Origin of the sequence: Arcicella rosea (assembly GCF_014204325.1) — a bacterium.
GTDB classification, from domain to species: Bacteria; Bacteroidota; Bacteroidia; order Cytophagales; family Spirosomataceae; genus Arcicella; species Arcicella rosea_A.
The window spans coordinates 1-22,116 of record NZ_JACHKT010000039.1 but is presented as its reverse complement, the minus strand read 5'-3'; the positions used below and the strand labels follow the sequence as shown (position 1 = coordinate 22,116).

The 22,116-nt window shown below is 37.1% G+C and carries 13 protein-coding genes; 8 read left to right on the top strand and 5 right to left on the bottom strand.

Annotated features, from left to right (window positions below):
- The first annotated feature begins 8 nt into the window (after nucleotides 1-8).
- Nucleotides 9-3,338, top strand: a complete 3,330-nt coding sequence (locus HNP25_RS19150; protein ID WP_184136918.1) for a DUF5107 domain-containing protein — start codon at nucleotides 9-11, stop codon at nucleotides 3,336-3,338.
- A gap of 146 nt (nucleotides 3,339-3,484) precedes the next feature.
- Here HNP25_RS19150 and HNP25_RS19145 read toward each other — a convergent pair whose 3' ends face one another.
- Nucleotides 3,485-4,372: an AraC family transcriptional regulator gene (locus tag HNP25_RS19145; RefSeq protein WP_221432514.1), complete on the bottom strand. Its 888-nt coding sequence runs from the start codon at nucleotides 4,370-4,372 to the stop codon at nucleotides 3,485-3,487.
- A 108-nt stretch (nucleotides 4,373-4,480) separates the two neighbouring features.
- Between HNP25_RS19145 and HNP25_RS19140 the strand changes: the two genes are divergently transcribed.
- The 7 genes from HNP25_RS19140 to HNP25_RS19110 all read left to right on the top strand — a co-directional run bounded on the left by HNP25_RS19140 (nucleotide 4,481) and on the right by HNP25_RS19110 (nucleotide 15,758).
- Nucleotides 4,481-5,821 (top strand): sugar porter family MFS transporter, encoded by a 1,341-nt coding sequence (locus HNP25_RS19140; protein ID WP_184136914.1) that lies wholly within the window; start codon nucleotides 4,481-4,483, stop codon nucleotides 5,819-5,821.
- Nucleotides 5,822-6,233: 412 nt separating this feature from the next.
- A complete protein-coding gene (locus HNP25_RS19135) occupies nucleotides 6,234-9,020 on the top strand; it encodes a DUF1553 domain-containing protein (RefSeq protein WP_184136912.1) in 2,787 nt (928 codons plus the stop codon).
- Between the two features lie 211 nt (nucleotides 9,021-9,231).
- A complete protein-coding gene (locus HNP25_RS19130) occupies nucleotides 9,232-10,707 on the top strand; it encodes a DUF1501 domain-containing protein (RefSeq protein WP_184136910.1) in 1,476 nt (491 codons plus the stop codon).
- A gap of 73 nt (nucleotides 10,708-10,780) precedes the next feature.
- Entirely contained in the window at nucleotides 10,781-12,103 is a 1,323-nt protein-coding gene (locus HNP25_RS19125) for an alpha-L-fucosidase (RefSeq protein WP_184136908.1), read from the top strand.
- A 145-nt stretch (nucleotides 12,104-12,248) separates the two neighbouring features.
- Entirely contained in the window at nucleotides 12,249-12,617 is a 369-nt protein-coding gene (locus HNP25_RS19120) for a glyoxalase superfamily protein (protein ID WP_184136906.1), read from the top strand.
- A gap of 3 nt (nucleotides 12,618-12,620) precedes the next feature.
- Nucleotides 12,621-13,694, top strand: a complete 1,074-nt coding sequence (locus HNP25_RS19115; RefSeq protein ID WP_184136904.1) for an NHL repeat-containing protein — start codon at nucleotides 12,621-12,623, stop codon at nucleotides 13,692-13,694.
- 585 nt (nucleotides 13,695-14,279) lie between these two features.
- A complete protein-coding gene (locus tag HNP25_RS19110) occupies nucleotides 14,280-15,758 on the top strand; it encodes a c-type cytochrome domain-containing protein (protein ID WP_184136902.1) in 1,479 nt (492 codons plus the stop codon).
- Between the two features lie 341 nt (nucleotides 15,759-16,099).
- Here HNP25_RS19110 and HNP25_RS19105 read toward each other — a convergent pair whose 3' ends face one another.
- The 4 genes from HNP25_RS19105 to aceA form a co-directional block, all read right to left on the bottom strand.
- Nucleotides 16,100-17,500, bottom strand: coding sequence for a glycoside hydrolase family 30 protein (locus tag HNP25_RS19105; protein WP_184136900.1), 1,401 nt, complete (start codon nucleotides 17,498-17,500; stop codon nucleotides 16,100-16,102).
- Nucleotides 17,501-17,629: 129 nt separating this feature from the next.
- Entirely contained in the window at nucleotides 17,630-18,670 is a 1,041-nt protein-coding gene (gene fbp, locus HNP25_RS19100; protein WP_184136898.1) for a class 1 fructose-bisphosphatase, read from the bottom strand.
- Between the two features lie 126 nt (nucleotides 18,671-18,796).
- Nucleotides 18,797-20,377 (bottom strand): phosphoenolpyruvate carboxykinase (ATP), encoded by a 1,581-nt coding sequence (gene pckA, locus HNP25_RS19095; RefSeq protein ID WP_184136896.1) that lies wholly within the window; start codon nucleotides 20,375-20,377, stop codon nucleotides 18,797-18,799.
- Nucleotides 20,378-20,594: 217 nt separating this feature from the next.
- On the bottom strand, nucleotides 20,595-21,884 hold the full coding sequence (gene aceA, locus HNP25_RS19090; RefSeq protein ID WP_221432513.1) for an isocitrate lyase: 1,290 nt from the start codon (nucleotides 21,882-21,884) through the stop codon (nucleotides 20,595-20,597).
- Nucleotides 21,885-22,116 lie beyond the last annotated feature (232 nt).

Here is a 22,116-nt window from a genome sequence, read left to right as displayed (position 1 = left end):
CAATAATTATGAATAATCAATTAGTGAATGTTTGGGAAGAAACAGTCTTGATTCCTACTTATGGCATTGGAAAGCCAGAAAAGAATCCGATGTTTTTAGAAAAAAGAGTATATCAAGGAAGTAGCGGTGTTGTATATCCGCACGCTGTTATTGAAAAAATAGAAGATACTAAAGAGGATAAAAGTTATCAAGCCATTTATCTGGAAAATCAATATTTAAAAATTATGATTTTACCAGAATTGGGAGGAAGAATCCAAATGGCTTATGACAAAGTAAAGCAACGTCATTTTATTTATTATAATCAAGTGATTAAACCTGCTTTGGTTGGTTTAACTGGGCCTTGGATTTCGGGCGGAATTGAGTTTAATTGGCCTCAACATCACCGTCCGAGTACTTTTGAAGCCATTGATTTTTCGATTGAAGAAAATGCCGATGGCTCAAAAACGGTTTGGGTAAGTGAAGTTGAAAGAATGTTTCGTACCAAAGGCATGGCAGGCTTTACTTTACATCCTGATAAAGCTTATTTAGAAATTCAAGGAGTATTGTACAATCGTACAAGTATTCCACAGACTTTTCTGTGGTGGGCAAATCCAGCAGTGAAAGTAAACGATTATTATCAATCTGTTTTTCCGCCAGATGTTTATGCTGTTTTCGACCACGGAAAACGAGATGTTTCTTCCTTTCCAATCGCCAAACGCACTTATTATAAAGTAGATTATTCGCCCGGAACGGATATTTCTTGGTATAAAAATATTCCTGTGCCTACGTCTTATATGGCGATAAAATCGAAGTACGATTTTATGGGCGGTTATGAAAACGACAGCAAAGGAGGTTTGCTTCATGTGGCTAATCATCATGTTTCGCCCGGAAAAAAACAATGGACTTGGGGAAATGGTGAATTTGGCTATGCTTGGGACAGAAATTTGACGGATGAGGATGGTCCTTACATTGAATTAATGACGGGAGTTTTTACCGATAATCAACCTGATTTTTCATGGATAATGCCCAACGAAGAACGTCGTTTTGTACAATACTTTATGCCTTACAGCGAAATTGGTATCGTAAAAAACGCTACGAAAGAAGCGGCAATTAATTTGGAGTACGAAAATAATATCATTCATCTCAAAGCTTACACGACGGCTTCGTACCCAAAAGCCAAGATTGAATTGAGCTTGAATGATAATATTATTTTTGCAGAGACTATTGATATTTCTCCAGAGCAGGCATTTCATCATTATTTGCCTTACTCAGATATTCAACTGGAACAATTGCATTTGCGTTTATCATCTTCCGATGGCACTGAATTGGTGGGGTATCAGCCAGAATTACAAGTAGAAAAGGAGATCCCAGCACCTGCTATGGCTGCAAAAACTCCTGCTGAAATTGAAAGTAATGAGCAATTGTTTCTGACAGGGCAACACATCGAGCAGTATCGTCATGCTACTTATTTAGCTACTGATTATTACGAAGAAGTGCTCCGCCGTGACCCACAAGATATTCGTTCAAACAATGCGATGGGCTTGTGGTATTACAAACGTGGGCAATTTGCCAAAGCAAAACCGTATTTTGAAAAGGCAATTCAAACCTTAACGCAAAGAAATCCAAATCCTTATAATGGCGAAGCATATTTCAATTTGGGACTTTGTTTGACAAAACTGGAAGATTACGATAAAGCCTATGAAGTATTTTTTAAAGCAACTTGGAATGCCGCTTGGCAAGATAACGCTTATTTAGCTTTGGCAAGAATTTCAGTTCGTCAGGGAAAATACGAACAAGCTTTAGAAGAAGTAAGTAATTCGATGCTCAGAAATTGGCATGGACATACTGCTCGTCATCTGAAAGTATCCATTCTTCGCCATTTGAACAGAAAAGAAGAAGCCTTAAAACTGATAGAAGAAAGTTTACAAATAGATCAATTCAATGTGGGCTGTTTGTTTGAAAAGTATCTCATTGAAAAGGCTTTTGATAAAAAATTAGCCAAAGAAACTTTCACAAGACTTACCACACTTTTACGCCAAAATGTACATACTTATCTGGAATACGCTACCGATTATTTAGAAGCTGGTCTTTTTCAGGAAGTCGCTGATTTATTGTCGATTTATCTTTCAGAAAGTAAAGAAGCTTATCCGATGGTGTATTATTTTATGGCTTTTACTTACGAAAATCTTGGCGAGGAAGCACAAAAATTACGCTTTTTAGAGAATGCTCAACAGGCAAATCCAGCATATGTTTTTCCGAATCGTTTAGATGAAGTAGTAGTTTTGACATGGGCTGTGGAACAAAACCCATTGGATGCGAACGCTTATTATTTCTTAGGAAATTTTTGGTATGCCAATCGTCAATATCCTGAAGCTATTGCTTGTTGGGAGCGTTCAGCGAATATAAACGACACTTTTCCTACGGTTTTTAGAAATTTATCTTTGGCTTACTTTAATAAACTAAATGATGCAAAAAAGTCGCTTGAAGCGATGGAAAAGGCTTTTGCTTTAGACCCGAAAGATGCCAGAGTATTGATGGAACTCGACCAATTGTATAAAAAATTGAATTACAATCCGCAAGAACGATTGAATTTATTAGAAAAAGACCTTGAAGTAAGTAACCAGCGAGATGATTTATTTTTAGAAAGAATTACTTTGCATAATCAATTAGGAAATTATGCAAAAGCGGTTGAATTACTAGCTTCTCGACAGTTTCATCCTTGGGAAGGCGGCGAAGGAAAAGTAGTAGGACAGTACTTAATTTGTCATCTTGAATTAGCTAAAAAAGCTATTCTACATCAAAATTTTGAAAAAGCTTTAAGCTTGCTAAATGCCGCAGAAAAGTATCCAATCAATTTAGGGGAAGGCAAATTATTTGGCGTGCAGGAAAATGATATTTTCTATTTAAAAGGATTGGCTTATGAAGGTTTAGCAATGCCAGAAAAAGCGAAAGAAAATTTTCAGTTAGCAATGATAGGTTTAGACGAACCCGCACAGGCAATTTTTTATAATGATCAACAACCCGATAAAATTTTCTATCAAGGTTTGGCTTGGAAAAAATTAGGGAATCTTGAAAAAGCAGAAGCTCTTTTTCATAGGCTGATTGGCTTTGGAGAAGTTCATCAAAGTGATGAAGTAAAGATTGATTACTTCGCTGTTTCTTTACCCGATTTATTGGTTTTTGATGCAGATTTAAACGAAAGAAATCAAATTCATTGCTTTTATTTGATTGGTTTGGGACATTTAGGCTTAGGTTTCTATGAGGAGGCTCAAACTTTTTTTGATAAAATACTAAGCTTGAACATCAATCATCAAGGAGCGATTTTACATAAAAAGATGATTAATTTTTTGAAAAGCTAATCATTGAAAGTAGTGATTAGAAAAAAGTGATTGGTGATTAGCTGTGCTTGCCTAAAATAGGTTGACAAAAAATCAACTTATTTTAGGCAAGCACATAATTTGATGTAATGCTAATCACCAATCACTTTTTTCTAATTGCTAAAAAATTAATGTTTCCCCATTTTTCTAAAATCACGTGGCGAAACGCCCATTACGGTTGTGAATACTCTGCTGAAATGATAAGGGTCGTTATAACCAATTTGATAGGAAATTTCTTTTACTCTCAACTTGCTGTATTCTAACAAACGGCAAGCTTGTTGAATCTTGAGGAAAGTGAAAAAATTGATAGGTGAGCTTTGTACTTTTTGGCGAAATACTGCTGAAAAGTGCGAAGCTGACATTCCTGCTACTTCTGCTAATTGTTCCAAAGTAAGATTTTCAGTAAGATGTTCTTTCATATAAAAAATCACTTTACTGATGGGGTCTGCGTCGGATGATTGCTGTGGATTGGGGTTAAAAACAGAGATTTTGAAAGTAGTAAGAAAATGGGCAAAACTGGTGTTGGCGTAAACTATATTATCGTCGTTGAAGGACATCTCTATATGTGAAATAATATCATCAAACATTACTATTCGCTCGTTGTTGGGCGGCATCATAATCGGTGCATAATTTTCTGAAACATCAATCAGAAAATCAAGGTAATGAGTGGAACGAGAACCTGTAAAATGTACCCAGTAAATAGACCATGGATTACTTAGGTTTGCTCCGTATCGGTGGGCAATATTGGCAGGTAGAATAAAGAAATGGTCAGGTTTTACAAGGTGTTTTTGTTGATTGATTTCAAACCAACCTTCGCCATGCACACAGTAAATCAAAATATGTTGTAAACAACCATACTTGCGTTCACGAGCGTGAAAACCCGCTTTTGGGTAATAACCAATATCTGTAATATGTAATGCTTCAACCAATGGATGCTTGGCAATTCGGGTTAGTAATTCATTGGGCATGATGTAAGTTCGTTGCCCAACAAAACCTTCTTGTTTCTCTATCATCATTCAATACGTTTAGTAATATTATCTATGTTTTTATCAAAACAGTCATGTAAAATTAACATATCAACTGGTAATTCTTTAATATAATATAAGTATATTCAAATAATAATCATGGAGAAAAATACGAACAATACTCGCTATACATTTTTGATTTCTTTTATCTCTGCTTTGGGAGGTTATCTTTTCGGCTTTGATTTTGCCGTAATTTCAGGAGCTTTACCATTTTTAAGAGAAGTATTTGCTCTGAATGCTTGGTGGGAAGGGTTTTTAACGGGTTCATTAGCATTAGGCTGTATGTTGGGCTGTATGTTGGCAGGAAAAATTGCCGACAAACACGGCAGAAGACCAGCCTTAATGATTTCAGCCTTAGTTTTTGCTTTATCTTCTTTGGGAATGGCATTTTCCAGTAATTTGTCCATCTTTATTGTAATGAGGTTGATCGCAGGTATCGGTGTAGGAATGGCTTCTATGCTAAGTCCGATGTACATAGCAGAAGTATCACCTGCAGAAATTAGAGGAAGAAATGTTTCCATCAATCAACTCACAATTGTTATCGGAATTTTGATTACCAATTTGGTCAACTACCAACTTTCTTCTATTGGGACAGAAGCTTGGCGATGGATGTTTGGCTTAGGTGTTATTCCTTCACTTACCTTTTTTGTCGGTGTATTTTGGTTGCCAGAAAGTCCACGCTGGTTGATTCAACATGGGAAAATAGCTTTAGGTGAATCCATTCTAACTAAAATCGGAGGCAATGATTTTGCCCAAAAAACGATTCACGACGTGGAAAAATCTTTAGAGAATGTTCAGAAAGAATCATTTAAATTATTGCTAAAAGTAGATTACAGACCTGCTGTTTTGGTAGGTATTGGCTTAGCAGTTTTTCAGCAATTATGTGGTATCAATGTGGTATTTAATTATACTTCAACCATTTTTGAAACCGTAGGAGCAAATCTTGATAGACAACTTTTTGAAACCGTGGCTATTGGTGCAATCAATTTGATTTTTACCATTTTCGCCATGAATAAAGTAGATAAAATAGGACGAAAACCTTTGATGTTAGTGGGTTCACTCGGGCTTTCGGTCTTGTACATTATCATTGCTTTACTCTTGAAAAATCATGCTGACCCACGAGTACTTTCCCTTTTTGTATTGATGGCAATTAGTACTTATGCTTGTTCTTTAGCACCCGTTACTTGGGTGTTGATTTCTGAAATTTTTCCGAATAAAATCAGAGGAAAAGCTTCTTCCATTGCCATTTTAGCTTTGTGGGCTGCCTATTTTGTCTTGGTATTTACTTTTCCAATTTTGGCAGAAAAGCTGGGTACTTTTGGCCCATTCTGGATGTACGCTGTGGTGTGTTTTGCTGGTTTTTGGTTTATTAAATTGAAAGTAAAAGAAACTAAAGGAAAGACTTTAGAAGAATTAGAAGATGTTTTTTTGGGGCATTAGCATGAGTTGCGAATTGTGAGTGCAGAATGCTGAGTAAAGGAAATGTCCTTGCCTAAAACATTCAGTTTATCGCTTTTTCACTGCAATTACAGACAGCATTTTAAAAATTATTCTACTATTTTGAAGTGTATTAATTGCATTAGTATTAGAAGTAATGGCTCAAGTTTTAAAAATCTGATTGAAGAATACTTTTTTTATCATTGTAGCGGCAACCCTTGGAGTTGCCGCTACAATGGACGTGCAACCGAAAGGGTTGCCGCTACGGATTGTTCTGAGTGAAAATAGATTATCACTTAGGACTTTGTTAAGTAATCAGAATTAAACATTGTACAGATTAATAAATATTTTTAATCACTAAATCACTCATTCAATCAATCACTCAATAGATTAAGAAATCACTCAATAAATTTTTATGAATACGAATAAATTACTCTTCATCAGTAGTATTATCACTATCGGAGGATATTCTGTGTATTCATTTTTGGGAGAAGCCAACAAAGTAAATTACAGCACAGAAGTAAAACCGATTCTGAACAAACATTGCATTGCTTGTCACGGTGGCGTGAAAAAACAAGGTGGATTTAGTTTGTTGTTTCGTGAGGAGGCTTTGGGCAAAACGGAGTCGGGCAAACCTGCCATTATTCCGGGCGATGCCAAACATTCTGAATTTATCATTCGTCTGACGCACAAAGACCCAGAGGAAAGAATGCCTTTGAAAAAAGAACCGTTGAAAAAAGAGGAAATTGAAATCTTGACAAAATGGGTGAATCAAGGAGCAAATTGGGGCGAGCACTGGGCTTTTGTAAAACCAGAAATGCCAAAAGTACCTAACAAAGGCTTTTTTGCTGGTTTATTGAGTTTGTTTTCGAGTAAATGGGAGAAAAATGACATTGATTATTTCGTAAAAAATAAATTGGATGAGGAAGGATTAAGTCCTTCAAAACAAGCAGAAAAGTCGATTTTGCTCAGAAGAGTATTTTTAGATTTGACGGGTTTACCACCTACCGAAAAACAAATTCAGGATTTTTTGAAAGATGATGCCGACAACGCCTACGAAAAAGTAGTCGATTCTTTACTGGCTTCTCCGCAGTACGGCGAACGTTGGGCAGGAATGTGGCTCGATATGGCAAGGTATTCGGATACCAAAGGCTACGAAAAAGACGAAGGCAGAAATATTTGGCAGTATCGAGATTATGTGATTAAAGCTTTTAACAAAGATTTGCCTTATAACCAATTCATAAAAGAACAGTTGGCAGGCGATTTATTGAAAAATCCTACTGAAGAACAGTACATCGCTACGGCTTTTCATCGGAATACTGTCAATAATGACGAAGGCGGAACGGATGATGAAGAGTTTAGAAATGCCACTATGGTCGATAGAGTAAACACGACTTGGGAGGTTTTTCAATCAACTACTTTTGCTTGCGTGCAATGTCATTCGCATCCTTATGACCCCATTCGGCACGAAGATTATTATAAATCAATGGCGTTTTTTTATAATACTCGTGACGAAGACATTCCTGACGATTCGCCTTATCTCCGTCAATTCACAAAGCCTGAGGACAAAGCGAAATTAACAGATTTACAACATTGGATAAAAAACAATTTTGGCACAGCCAAAGAGCAAGAAATTAGTCAGTATTTGACATTTTTAGAACCTAAAATTCATCCACATTCAGGCGACCAATTTATTAATGGAGCATTGGCAGATACCAAGTACTTGGGAATTAGAAATGGCGGTTCGGTACGATTCAAATCCTTGCCCTTGACGGGTAAACGCCAATTATTGGTAGCTTACGGAAATAAAACTGGAAGTCCGACCTTAATGGAAATTCACTTAGGTTCTTTAACGGGCAAAGTACTCACAACCATAAAATTAGATACTACCCAAAAAGGCGGTTGGACAAATTCTTGGGATTATCAATTATATGATTTGCCAGTAATGAACGGTCGCCAAGACTGGTATTTAACTTTTAAAAATGCTAAAGTAAAACCCGACCAAAGTACTTGTATCATCGGAAGTTTTACCTTATTACCCGAATTTCCGGGCAAGGGAAGGGCGGATTATGCTGAAAAGAAAAAGGAATTTTTGGCATTGGTCAGTGCCAATACAGAAAATACGCCCGTGATGCTTGATTCGCCAAAAGAGTATGCTCGTCAAACTCATGTGTGGGAGCGAGGCAATTGGTTAGCAAAAACGACATTTGTTCAACCAGATATTCCTGCTTCTTTAGGTAAATTACCCGAAAATGCACCCAAAAATCGCTTGGGTTTAGCAATGTGGCTGGGAAGTAAAGAAAATCCATTAACAGCCCGAGTAGCTGTTAATCGTTTTTGGGAACAAATTTTTGGAACAGGTTTAGTCGAAACCTTAGAAGATTTTGGTACACAAGGTTTTACGCCAACCAATGCGGATTTGTTAGATTTTTTAGCGGTAAAATTCATGGATGAGTATCAATGGAAACCTAAAAAATTATTGAAAGAAATCGTGATGTCGGCTACTTATCAGCAAGATTCAAAAGCGAATCAAGATTTGTTAGATAAAGACCCGATGAATCGTTTGTTGGCTCGTGGACCAAGAGTGCGTTTGTCGGCAGAACAAATCCGTGACCAAGCTTTGTTGGTGAGTGGTTTATTAAGCCAAAAAATGTATGGAAAAAGTGTAATGCCTTATCAGCCTGATGGCATTTGGAACACGCCTTACAGCAGTATGGCTTGGAAAACCAGCGAAAATGAAGATCAATATCGAAGAGCTTTATATACTTATTGGCGACGCTCAACGCCTTATCCTTCAATGATTACTTTCGATGGGGCGAATCGTGATATTTGTTTGGCAAGAAGAATCCGTACCAATACGCCTTTGCAAGCACTCGTTACTTTGAATGACCCTGTGTATCTGGAATGTGCCAAACATCTGGCAAAAAAAATGGATAAAGTAGGAGGGACGCTCGACGAACAGATTAGCAATACGTACCAATTTACGATGTGCAAAACGATTTCCGAGAAGAAATTGGCGGTCTTGAAAAAGCTTTATTCTACTACTTTTCAAACGTATCAGAAAAATAGAACAGAGGCTGAAAAACTACTTAACATTTGTCCAGACGATAATATCAAACCAAAAAATATTCCAGACTTGGCGGCTAAAACATTGGTAGCAAGTACTTTATTGAATTTGGATGAATTTATTATGAAAGAATGATTTTGATTTGGGATGTTGGATTTGTGATTTCGGATGAAATTTTTCAATAGAGTGGGATTTTAGATTGAATTTTGATTTGTGATTTTGGATGGAATTTTTTCAATAGTCCCACTTGATTGAATGAATTTGGGATGAATTTATTGTAAAAGAAAGATATTGATTTGGGATTTGTTTTTTTGAAGCCTAAAAGCTTTTATTCATTGAATAAACTATGAAAAATTTACAACAGGAACTTCTTTTTGAAAAGTTTCGCTACGAAACTCGTCGGCATTTTCTCAAGCAGTGTACTACTGGTTTGGGCATGATGGCGATGGGTTCTTTGTTACAAAGTTGTGGAAGTACGCAGCAAAATACTTCAGTTTCTAATCCATTATCGCCCAAAATGCCTCATTTTGCTGGCAAAGCCAAATCTGTCATTTACTTGCACATGGCGGGTGCTCCTTCGCAATTAGAATTATTTGACTATAAGCCCGACTTGATGAAATTGGACGGACAAAGCTGTCCGCCTTCATTTCTGGAAGGGAAAAAATTTGCCTTTATCAGTGGCGTTCCGCAAATGATGGGGCCGCAAGCACAATTCCAACAAGTAGGAAAAAGCGGTGCGTGGATGTCGGACAAAATGCCACATTTACAAAGCGTGGCAGACGATATTTCTTTTATCAAAGCCATGTACACCGACCAGTTCAATCATGCTCCTGCTCAGTTGTTACTTCACACGGGTTCAGCACGCTTGGGGCGACCAAGTACAGGGACTTGGGCAACTTATGGTTTGGGTTCAGAAAACCAAAATTTGCCAGGATACATGGTACTTACTTCTGGAGGAAAAAATCCAGATGGCGGAAAGGCTTTGTGGGGAAGTGGTTTTTTACCTTCGGTGTATCAAGGCGTTCAGTGTAGAAATCAAGGCGAACCCGTTTTGTATATTTCTGACCCAACAGGGATTAATCGAGATGTACGTAAAAGTACGATTGATGCTATCACGGAAATCAATCAAGAATCTTACGAAGAATTTCATGACCCCGAAACCTTAGCTCGTATTTCGCAATACGAAATGGCTTTCAGAATGCAAACTACTGTTCCAGAAGTAATGGATATTACCAAAGAGCCTGCCTATATTCACGAAATGTACGGCACACAATTGGGAAAAGAATCTTTTGCGAATAACTGTCTGTTAGCCAGAAAATTAGTGGAACAAGGAGTACGTTTTGTACAGCTTTTCGATTGGGGTTGGGATTCGCATGGCGGTGGTTCAGAAGATTCGGATGTTGCGAATGGATTAAGCAAAAAGTGTTCGACCGTTGACAAAGCTATCACGGCATTAATTCAAGATTTAAAACAAAGAGGTTTATTAGACGAAACACTTATTGTTTGGGGAGCAGAATTTGGCAGAACGCCAATGGCAGAAAACCGTGAAGGAAAAGCCGCTGCCTTTAAAGGAAGAGACCATCACACCGAAGCTTTTACGGTTTGGATGGCAGGCGGAGGTATCAAAGGCGGTTACTCGCATGGCGAAACCGACCCTGTGGGCTATGTGGGCATCAAAGACCGTACTTCTGTTTTTGATTTGCAAGCGACCATTATGCACTGTTTGGGTTTCAACCACGAAGAATTTACTTATCCATTCCAAGGAAGAAATTTTAGACTGACCGATACCAGCGGAAAAGTGATTCAATCGGTGCTATCCTGATTAAACAGGACAGTGTGAGTGAGTATAAATGAAGGTAAAAACCTTTTTTTGAAAACAAACAATACAAATTATTATGAGAAAAATACAAGTTGCTTTTTGGGTTTTACTGGCAAGTATGTCCACTTTTGCTCAGACTGGTTATACGCCAAGTCCAGAAAACATCAAAGCCCGAAAAGCGTTTGAAGAAGCCCGTTTCGGAATGTTCATTCACTGGGGTTTATCAAGTGTTTTAGGCGATGGCGAATGGGTCATGCAAAATAAAAACATTCCTGTTAAAGATTATACAAGGCTTCAAAGAGCTTTCAATCCTGTTGATTTCAATGCTAAAACTTGGGTGGACATCGCCAAAGGTGCAGGCATGAAGTACATTACTCTAATTACTCGTCACCATGATAGTTTCAGCAATTTCGCTACCAAGCAGTCGGACTGGAACATTATGAATACGCCATTCAAAAGAGATATTGTAAAAGAATTGGCAGACGAATGTCACAAACAAGGCATCAAAATTTGTTTTTATTACTCATTATTAGACTGGTATCGTGACGATTATCCTTACGAAACAGGAAAAACAGGTAAAGGAACTGGACGCACGAAAAAAAGTGATTATGCCAGTTACTTAAATTTTATGAAAAACCAATTGACAGAGCTTTTGACGAAATACGGCGAAGTATCAGCAATATGGTTTGATGGACATTGGGACCAATTGGATAATGACCATGACAAATCTTTACAATCTAAAATTGATTGGAAATACGAAGAAATTTATAGCTTGATTCACAAACTTCAACCGCAATGTTTAATCGGAAACAATCACCATTTAAGTCCGATTCCGGGAGAAGATTTTCAAATGTTTGAACGTGATTTACCGGGCGAAAATAAAGGTGGTTTGAGTGGACAAGAAATTTCTACTTTACCATTAGAAACTTGTGAGACGCTCAACGGAGCTTGGGGCTATAATATCAAAGATGATAATTATAAATCGTCAAAGCAATTGGTGGATTACTTGGTGCGTGCTGCTGGTTATGGAGCAAACTTTTTATTAAACGTTGGCCCAATGCCCAATGGTGAAATTCAGCCTGAATTTGTAGAGCGTTTGGCAAAAGTTGGTGACTGGACAAAAGTTTATGGCGAAACTATTTACGGCACAAAAGGTGGATTTATTCGTCCGCAAGAGTGGGGAGCAGTTACCGAAAAAGGCAACAAAATTTATCTTCATTTATTAAAATTAAAGGATGATAAATTCATGTTAAAAATCCCACAAGCATTCAAAACGGCAAAATTATTTAAAAATGGAACAGCCGTTAAATTCCAAAAATTAGATAATAATTACTTTGTTTTTGATGTAGCGGCTTTGGATAAAAACGAAATCGACAATGTAATTGAGTTAGAGAAATAAGTAGAGATTGGTCTATTCCTTTTCCGTGGCTGGTCTCTCGACCAGCCACCAAGCCAACATTATTTTTGCAAATACTGCTTGAATAGCATTCAGGATAATCAATGTGGACTGGTCGGGAGACCAGCCACGGGAACAGAGAAATAAAATGAAAATAGAAAAGACAATTCCTTTATTGAGAATCTTTGATGTTGATAAAGCTAAAGAATTTTACATTGATTGGCTGGGTTTCAAAGAAGATTGGTCTCATCAATTTGAAGAAAATATGCCCTATTACATTCAGATTTCAAGAGAGGAATTGACTTTTCATTTGACCGAACACGTTGGTGATTGTTCGCCTGCTGCAAAAGTATTCATCAACTGTATTGACATAGATAGTTTTTTTCAAGAATTACAGGCAAAACCCTACAAGTACTACCGTCCTTCATTGGAAGAAGCTTTTTGGAATGCCAGATTTATCAACTTAATTGACCCTTTTGGAAATAAATTAGTTTTCAACGAATATCACAAATCATAATCCATGAACGAGCATCAATCAAGAAGAAATTTTCTAAAAACCAGTACTTTAGCGATGGGAACTGGTTTAGTCGTTAATTCAGTTTCAGCAAATAAAATTCAAAAGAAAATGGAAAATATTGTTATTGGACACAATTCTCACAAGTATAAAGTAGTGGCAGGATGGGGCGTTTTGGATGCCGATAAAAACCCCGTAAATGATTGCCACGAAATGGTTGAAGATGCCAAAGGTCGTTTGATTATGTGTACCAATGAAACCAAAAACAATATTTTGATTTATGATAAATCAGGGAAATTGTTAGAAGCTTGGGGAACTACTTATCCCGGTGCACATGGTTTGACGATTTCAAACGAAGGCGGAGAGCAGTTTTTATTTATTTGTGATAACAATCGTCATCAAGTGATTAAAACAGATTTGAAAGGTCGTGAAGTAATGAAATTGGAGTACCCAAAAGAAACAGGCGTTTATGAATCTCCCAACCGATTTGTTCCAACTGAAACTGCAATTAATCCAGCTAATGGGGATATTTATGTTGCCGATGGTTACGGTTCACAATACATTACGCAGTACGACAGCAAAGGAAAATACATTCGTCATTTTGGTGGATACTCAAAAGAATATTCAGATGAAAAATTTGATACTTGTCATGGTATTTTAGTAGATACTCGTGATAAAAAGAATCCCACTTTACTCATCACTGACCGTTCGCATACTTGTATGAAAAGATTTACTTTAGACGGTAAGTTTTTAGCAGTATATCATTTGCCCGGTACGTTCGTTTGTCGCCCAGTATTGCATGGTGACTATATTTTTGCGGCTGCTTACAGAAGTTCAGACCAATCTTGGAATAACTCAGGCTACATTCAGGTAATGGATAAAAACATGAAGGTAATATCAACGCCGGGTGGTTCTGAACCGATTTACAAAGACGGAAAACTTCAACGCCAGTACAAAGACGACCCCAACCAAGTATTTATGCACCCACATGATGTTTGGGTTGATTCAGACGAAAATATTTACGTTCCACAATGGAGTTCTAAAAAAACATATCCGATTAAATTAGAAAGAATCGCTTAGAAGTGCTGAGTTTTGAGTGCGGAATGAGGAGTGAATTTTTGTGCTGAGTTTGGAGTGCGGAATGAGGAATGAATTTAGTGCTATTCCCGTGGCTGGTCTCCTGACCAGTCCACATTACATTCCTCCTTTTGGGGTGTTTTTATCCATAAACCACAACAAAATACTTAACTCACTAATACTGAGTCTTAGCTCGCTTAAACTGTATTGTAACTCAGATTTTCTGTATTAGAGTACAGATTTAGTGAACTGGAATACAGAAAATCTGAGTACCAGCTCGCCCATACTGAGTTAGTACTCAAAAAATCAGAGTCTTAGCTTGCTCAAACTGTATTGAAGCTCATAAAATCTGAGTACCAGCTCACCCACACTGAGTCAGTACTCAAAAAATCAGAGTCTTAGCTCGCTTAAACTGTATTGAAACACTCCCACTTCAACTGATGGCATGACTCACAGTCATGCCATCAGTAATTCAAGGAAATAAAGAATAAATATTGATTTCCTTTGCTTAACGTAGTGTAGGAAACTACGCCAAGTAAAGGAAAAAGTTTAAAGCTCATAGCTAAAAACTTAAAGCTATTCAAAACAATGATTGTATTACAAGCCAATGCTCCTTCAGACTGGGCAATGTTTTTTGGGCATTTTCATCCCGTGGTAGTTCATTTACCTATCGGGATGTTGATGATTGCAGCGATTTTAGAATTGATTTCTCGTAAAAAAGGATTAACAGCTTTACAACCAGCTATTGCTCCAATTTTATTTTGGGGTATGTTGACCGCAGTTATCTCATGTATTTTTGGTTATTTACTCTCAAGTTCTGGCGAATACAGTGAAGAAACGCTGTTTTTGCATCAATGGATGGGCATTGGTGTAGCATTGGTTGCTTTAGCTGCTTGGTACATGAAAGTAAATTGGCAAGAAGACCCAACCATGAAAAAAGCATATATGCCTGCCGTTTACTTGATTGTGATTTTGTTAACTGGCACAGGGCATTTAGGTGGAAATATGACGCATGGCGAAGATTATCTCTATAGTTTCACTCCCGAGCCTTTTCGTTCTTTAGTAGGTTTACCACCAAGAGAAAAAGGGACATCTGGTGAAAAAAAGACAATAGAAAATATAAACGAAGCATTGGTCTATCAAGATATTGTAGCTCCTGTGATGGAACAAAAATGTTGGTCGTGCCATAATGCCAACAAAATAAAAGGCGGGTTACGAATGGATACTCATGAACTTTTGATGAAAGGCGGTAAAAACGGAGTAATCATCAAAGCAAATGATGTTGCTAATAGTGAATTAATCAAGCGTTTGTTATTGCCTGAAGAAGATGAACATCACATGCCACCCAAAGGCAAAACACCTTTGACAGCACAAGAAATTTCACTTTTGCATTGGTGGATTCAAAACGGAGCGGCTTTTGATAAAAAAGTAGCTCAACTAAAACCAGACGAAAAAGTAAAGCCATTGTTAGCCTCTTTGGCAAGTGGGAGCGAAGGTAGTGATGCTACAGGCGGAGAAAGTATTTCAGCCGTTTTTAGCGAAAAAGTTCCTGTTGCGTCAGAAAACGATATTCAAAAACTAAAGGCGTTAAATGTAATGGTAATGCCAGTTTCAAAAAGTCATAATTTTTTGGATGTCAACTTTGTGAATGCTCGAAACTTTGATGATTCAAAAATTAATCTCTTGATAAATTTATCAGAACAAATTATCTGGTTGAAGTTGGGAAGTACGAAAATTACTGATAAATCATTAATTGAAATTGCTAAACTAAAGCATCTCACACGTTTGCATTTAGAACATACAGCCATCACAGATGCTGGAATGGCTCAATTGAAAGATTTACCATTTTTAGAATACATCAATTTGTTTGATACTCAAATAGGTGATGCAGGACTGAAAGAATTAGCCAAGTTCAAAAACTTAAAGAAAGTATATTGCTGGCAAACAAAAGTTACAAAAGTAGGCGTAATAGCCTTACAAAAAGCCTTGCCAAATGTAGAAGTAAACATCGGTTGGGAAGATAAAGTGACAAAGGTTGATTCTAATAAAGTAATTGCTCAGAAATAGTTATTCAGAATTTTAAAATTAAACATGAGTCATCCCGAATTTTTTCTTAGAATAGTGAGGTTTAGGACGATTTGAGAGGTTTTTATATTTATTATTGTACAATCCTTACTTTTCTTGTCTTGAAACAAGAAAAGTAACCGCAGCGGCGGCCGCAAAAGAAATTCAAGAATTCCTAAACTCGCTTCGCTCAAACAGTAGGAATTCGTTGCCCATCAATCATAAAAAAGCGATCGAAATTAGTTTTTTGGCCGCTTTTTTGTGATTTTAAAATTCGGGATGACTCATGTTTTATGTTTTTAATTTTTCTGATAAATGTGTTTTTTACTTAATTTTCAAGAAACCTACCAAACATAAGTAGCCACAACCCCAGCCTCAAGAGTTTGAATGGCTTTTTTCCCTTGATACGAAATATTGAATTTCTGTGCTTTATTACTTTCGTTTTGAACTATCAAAACTTTTCTCCCAGAAGGAGTTTTGAAGGCAACGTTAGGTAAACTAATGGTTGTATTTGAAAAAATTCGGACAGAATTAGGTCTTACAAATTTTGAAGCGTGTGCAATGATATAGTAAGCAGGATTTCTTTTAATATTATTTTTATCAATTGTAATTGCTCCAAGACATTCTGTACATCCGCCTTCTGTATGTGGATTTTGTTTTGGGTCGGCAGCTAAATTCCATTCTAATACCGTTTTACACCAATTTTTGGACGCACCAATGATGAGGTTTTTTACATGCCAAATTAAATCTCCAGAGAAATTTCCAGGACTTCCGATCCATTGTTCAGTAAAATATAAGTTTTTATCAGGATGAGCATTGTGTACATCCGACAAAGTATTAATATAACCTCCATACAAATGAAAGGCTGAGCCATCAATGTATTTTCTAGCTTCTTGGTCGTTCAAAATTGTGATTGGATAATCTGGACGGTCAGCATTATGGTCATAAATAATGATTTTAGTATCAGCTTTTGACGCTTTGAAAATTGGACCTAAATGTTTTCTTACAAAAAGTCCTTGTTCTTCGGGCAACATCAATAAACTTGGATTGTTTCCGGGATGAAGTGGTTCGTTTTGCACTGTCAAAGCATCAATTCTGATGCCTTCTTTCTTCATTTCCTGAATATACTTTAATAAATATTTCGCATAAGTGGTATAATACTCTGGCTTTAAACTTCCGCCTTTTGAGTTTGCATTGCTTTTCATCCAAACTGGTGGTGACCAAGGCGAAGCCAAAATCTTAATCTCGGGATTAATTGCTAAAATCTGTTTTAAAACAGGAATTAAATATTGTTGGTCGGCTGCTAAATTAAATTTATTCAATTCTGGGTCGGTTTCTCCTTCGGGTAAATCATCATACGAAAAAACATGGTCGTCTAAATCAGAAGCACCAACGCTGATTCTGAGATAACTAATACCAATATTAGCATCATTTGTGGCAAAAAGTTCTTGTAATAAAGCTGCTCTTTCTTTAGTATTCATTTGGTTGATAAGCATGGCGCTTCCTCCTGTCAAAGTAAAACCAAAGCCATCCATTTTCTGAAAAGTCTTACTTTCGTCGATGATAATATTCGGTAAAGTATTGTTGGTATATTCAAAATTGAAAGTTTTGGCTTGCTTTTTAAACAAAATAGATTCGTCTGAGCTTGTGAACCAAATTTCAGCAAATTGCTTTTGAGCTTGAAGATTTCCAAAAAGAAAAAGATTTAAGCTAATCGACAAGAAGATTTTGAATATAATTTTCATAAGAAAAAAGATTATTTTACACAGTTCCCATTTTTTGTGCAAAATAATCTTTTTTACTGAGGAAGTAATATCCTGACTTGTCTGTTTTATTCAGAACAGCAATTTTGGATAAAAACGAATTAAAAATAATCAAAGTCCATTTTCCATTTGCTCTATCATCAAGTCATGATATTTATCCAGCCTTTTTTTTAGGTTAAATAATAGTTTTTTAGAGCCTAAATAGGCAATGTTTCGTTGATGAAGTGTTTTTGGTTGAATATCTAAAATACTTTGTGTTCCGTCTGAGGATACTCCGCCTGCTTGTTCAATTACGAAAGCCAATGGGTAACATTCGTAAAGTAAACGTAGTTTCCCATCTTTAGCTTTGCGTGTTGGCGGATAAATATAAATGCCACCTTTTAATAAATTTCTATGGAAATCTCCCACCAACGAACCAATATAACGTGCCATACAGCCTGATTCTTGACGCATTTTATTGATAAAATCTTTGATAGGATTCTGAAATTCATCATAATAAGCATCGTTGACCGAATAAATTTTGCCATTTTCTGGCATTTTCATGTCAGGATGTGAAAGGAAATACTCGCCCAGAGAATTTTCATAAGTAAAACCATTTACACCTTTGCCTGTGGTATAAACCATGATGGTCGAAGAACCATAAAGTATATAACCTGCTGCTATTTGTTTGCGTCCACCTTGTAAAAAATCGGCTTCGGTGGCTGGCGTTCCGATAGGGCTGATTCTTCGATAAATAGAAAAAATTGTTCCGATAGAAACGTTTACATCAATATTCGATGAACCGTCTAAAGGGTCTATCGCTACCACGTACTTTGCGTTCAGATTACCTGTTTGGATAATTTCGTCATCTTCTTCCGAGACTATGCCCACTACTTCTCCGCCATTAATCAAAGCCCTGATAAATCGAATATTGGCAATCATATCTAATTTTTGCTGTGATTCACCTTGAACATTTTCAGTTCCTAAAGCACCCGTAATGTCGATTAATCCTGCTCGATTAATTTCACGATTGATGATTTTTGAAGCCAGAGCAATGTCCCTCAACAACTGAGAAAGTTCTCCTTTGGCATACGGAAAAGCTTCTTGCTGGCGATTGATAAACCTGTCGAGCGTAGTGCCAACAGGTAAAGCGAGATTAAGGTTGTTGGTCATAGTTTTTTGTAAGCTATCAGCTATGAGCTTTGAGCTTTTTTGGTTTAATTCTTAAAAAAAATCTCAAATCTCATAGCTCAATGCTCACAGCTGAAATCTGACAGCTCATAGCTCACAGCTGATAATCTATTTACCACTAATTCTAAGATAGTTTTCTTCAAATGATACCGCCAAGTTTTTAGCTTTTGTATCATAGGCTTCTTTGTCTGCCCAAGTATTTTTAGGATTCAATAATTCTTGCGGCACATTTGGGCAACTTTCAGGCATTTCTAAACCGAAAACATCGTGTTTGATGAAATTAATTCTTTCAAAATCCCCCTTCAGAGCTGCGTGAATCATGGCACGAGTATAAGAAAGTTTCATTCTTGAACCAACACCATAACCACCGCCCGACCAGCCTGTATTAATCAACCATACTTTTACATCGCCAGCTTTGATTTTTTCGCCTAATAAATCAGCATATTTTAGGGGATGTAATGGTAAAAATGCTGCTCCAAAGCAAGCCGAGAAAGTAGCTTGTGGTTCTTTTACTCCCATTTCTGTTCCTGCCAATTTTGAAGTATAACCAGCCACAAAATAGTACATGGCTTGTTCTGTACTCAATTTTGAAATTGGAGGTAAAACTCCGAAAGCATCTGCCGTAAGGAAGAAAATATTTTTAGGAGCATTGCCAACCGACGGCACAGCTATATTCGGAATATAATTAATTGGATAAGCAGTACGGGTATTTTCGGTAACGCTTTGGTTGGTATAGTCCACACTGGTAGTACCTTCGATAAAACGAGTATTTTCTAAAATAGCACCGTAGCGGATAGCACCAAAAATTTCTGGTTCTTGCTCTTGGCTTAGGTTGATAACTTTGGCATAACAACCACCTTCAAAATTAAATACTTGTTTATCGTCCCAGCCATGTTCGTCGTCACCGATGAGTTTTCTGTATGGGTCGGCTGAAAGTGTTGTTTTTCCTGTACCTGACAAACCGAAGAATAAAGCCGTATCGCCGTCTTTGCCAATGTTGGCAGAACAGTGCATCGAAAGTACTTTTTTCTCTTCTGGTAAAATATAATTCAGTACTGTGAAAATGCCTTTTTTCATTTCTCCAGCATAAGCCGTTCCGCCAATCAAAATGATTTTTCTGGTGAAATCAATGATAGTAAAATTGCCTTGACGAGTACCATCAATGGCAGGATTAGCTTCAAATTCTGGCACATTCAAAATCAACCATTCTGGTTCAAAGTTTTCAATTTCGTTTTCAGTTGGGCGAAGAAACAAGTGATTACAAAATAGGTTATGCCAAGCTAATGTATTTACAACTAAAATATTGGTTCGGTGTTCGGGTGCAGCACAAGCATAAATATAACGAGCGTAGAGTTTTTTGTTGGCAACGAAAGTCAACATCTTTTGGTAAAGAGCTTCAAATTTATCAGCCTCAAAAGTCTGATTGATTTCTCCCCAAGCTACTGTTTCAGCGGTTTTATCGTCATATACCGTAAACTTGTCTTTTGGCGAGCGTCCTGTAAATTTACCAGTGTCGCACATAAAAGCACCTGTATCCGTAAGTGTACCTTCACCATTTTTCAGAGCTTCCTCGATAAGTGTTGATACTCTAAGGTTGAGGTGAATGTCGGTGTGGAGATTTAATAATGGATGATTCACTTTTTGTTTAGCTATTTTGCTAAAATCAGAAGTAAGGATGTCATGTTTCATTTTTTTAATTGTTAATTTGATCAAGACAAAACTGAAAGAATAAATGAATTGTAAAGCTTGATGAATGTATTATTGTGAAAGTCAATAAGCTTAATAGTCCACTACCATATACTTTTTTAAGAATAGAGATTATTGTTTTTTTATAGATTCTTTGAGTAAAAAAAGCCTGTCACACAAAATGAACAGGCTTTTTTCATCCCCAAGACTAATCAATCAATTAATGAAATTGTTCTTCTTCCGTCGAGCCTTTTAATGCTCCAGTTGAACTCAAGCCATTTGTAACAGTACTTTGAATGGCATCAAAATAACCTGTTCCTACAAAAGCTTGGTGTTTTATTGCTTTGAAGCCTTTGCTTTGTAAAGCAAATTCTCTTTGTTGTAATTGCGAGAAACCAGCCATTCCACGAGCTACGTAGTCTGATGAAAGTTCGAACATGGCCGTATTAAGGGCATGGAAACCAGCCAAAGTAATAAACTGGAATTTGTAGCCCATTGCCGCTAATTCTTCACGGAAAGTTTCCATTTGTTTTTCATCCATGAATTTCGCCCAGTTGAACGAAGGCGAACAGTTGTAAGCCAACATTTTTCCTGGAAATTTAGCATGAATACCTTCGGCAAAAGCACGTGCCATTGCTAAATCTGGATTTCCTGTTTCCATCCAAATTAAGTCTGCATAAGGTGCGTAGCTCAATCCTCTGTCGATACCTTGTTGTAAACCATTTTTTACATGATAGAAACCTTCTGAAGTTCTTCCTTTTTCATACTCTACAAAAGATTTGTCTCTGTCGTCAACATCAGAAGTAATCAAATTTGCGGCTTCTGCATCTGTACGAGCAATCACCAAAGTTGGTACTCCACAAACATCTGCTGCCAAACGTGCGGCAATTAATTTATTAATGGCTTCTTGCGTAGGTACTAATACTTTTCCGCCCAAGTGTCCACATTTTTTAGCCGAAGATAATTGGTCTTCAAAGTGAACGCCCGAAGCTCCTGCTTCAATCATCCATTTCATCAATTCAAAGGCGTTTAAGTTTCCGCCAAAACCAGCTTCTGCATCTGCTACGATGGGTACCATCCAATGCACATCGCCTTCGCCACTTACTGATTGAATTTGGTCTGCACGCAACAATGCGTTGTTGATTCTTTTTACTACGTTTGGTACGCTATCGGCAGGATACAAACTTTGGTCTGGGTACATATTGCCTGAAAGGTTGGCATCTGCAGCTACTTGCCAGCCACTCAAGTAAATGGCTTTCATCCCTGCTTGTACTTCTTGCACAGCCTGATTTCCCGTCAATGCTCCTAAGCCAGCTACCCATTCGTCAGTCTGTAACAAGTTCCAAAGGCGTTCAGCACCCATGCGAGCGATACTAAAATCAAACTGATACGAACCTGCTAAACGTGCTACTTCGGCAGCGGTGTAAGGTCTTTCTACGCCTTTCCAACGTGGGTTGGTTGTCCAATCAGTTATCAACTGTTGGATTCTGTCTTCTTGTGAAATTTTCATGGTTTTGTTTTGTTATAAGAATTTATAATAGTTATGAGTTTTGAATTATGAATTATAAAATGTCATACTCTACCCGAAGATTTCTTTAAAGTTTTGATTGTAAGACATTTGTATATTTATCCATTTTGCAAATGCCCCAAAGCATTTATTCCAGAGTTGGACAAAGACTTTTGTAGGATTCTTAAATCCTCGCCTGATAATATTCAATCCTTTTCTGAAAAAGCTATTGGCT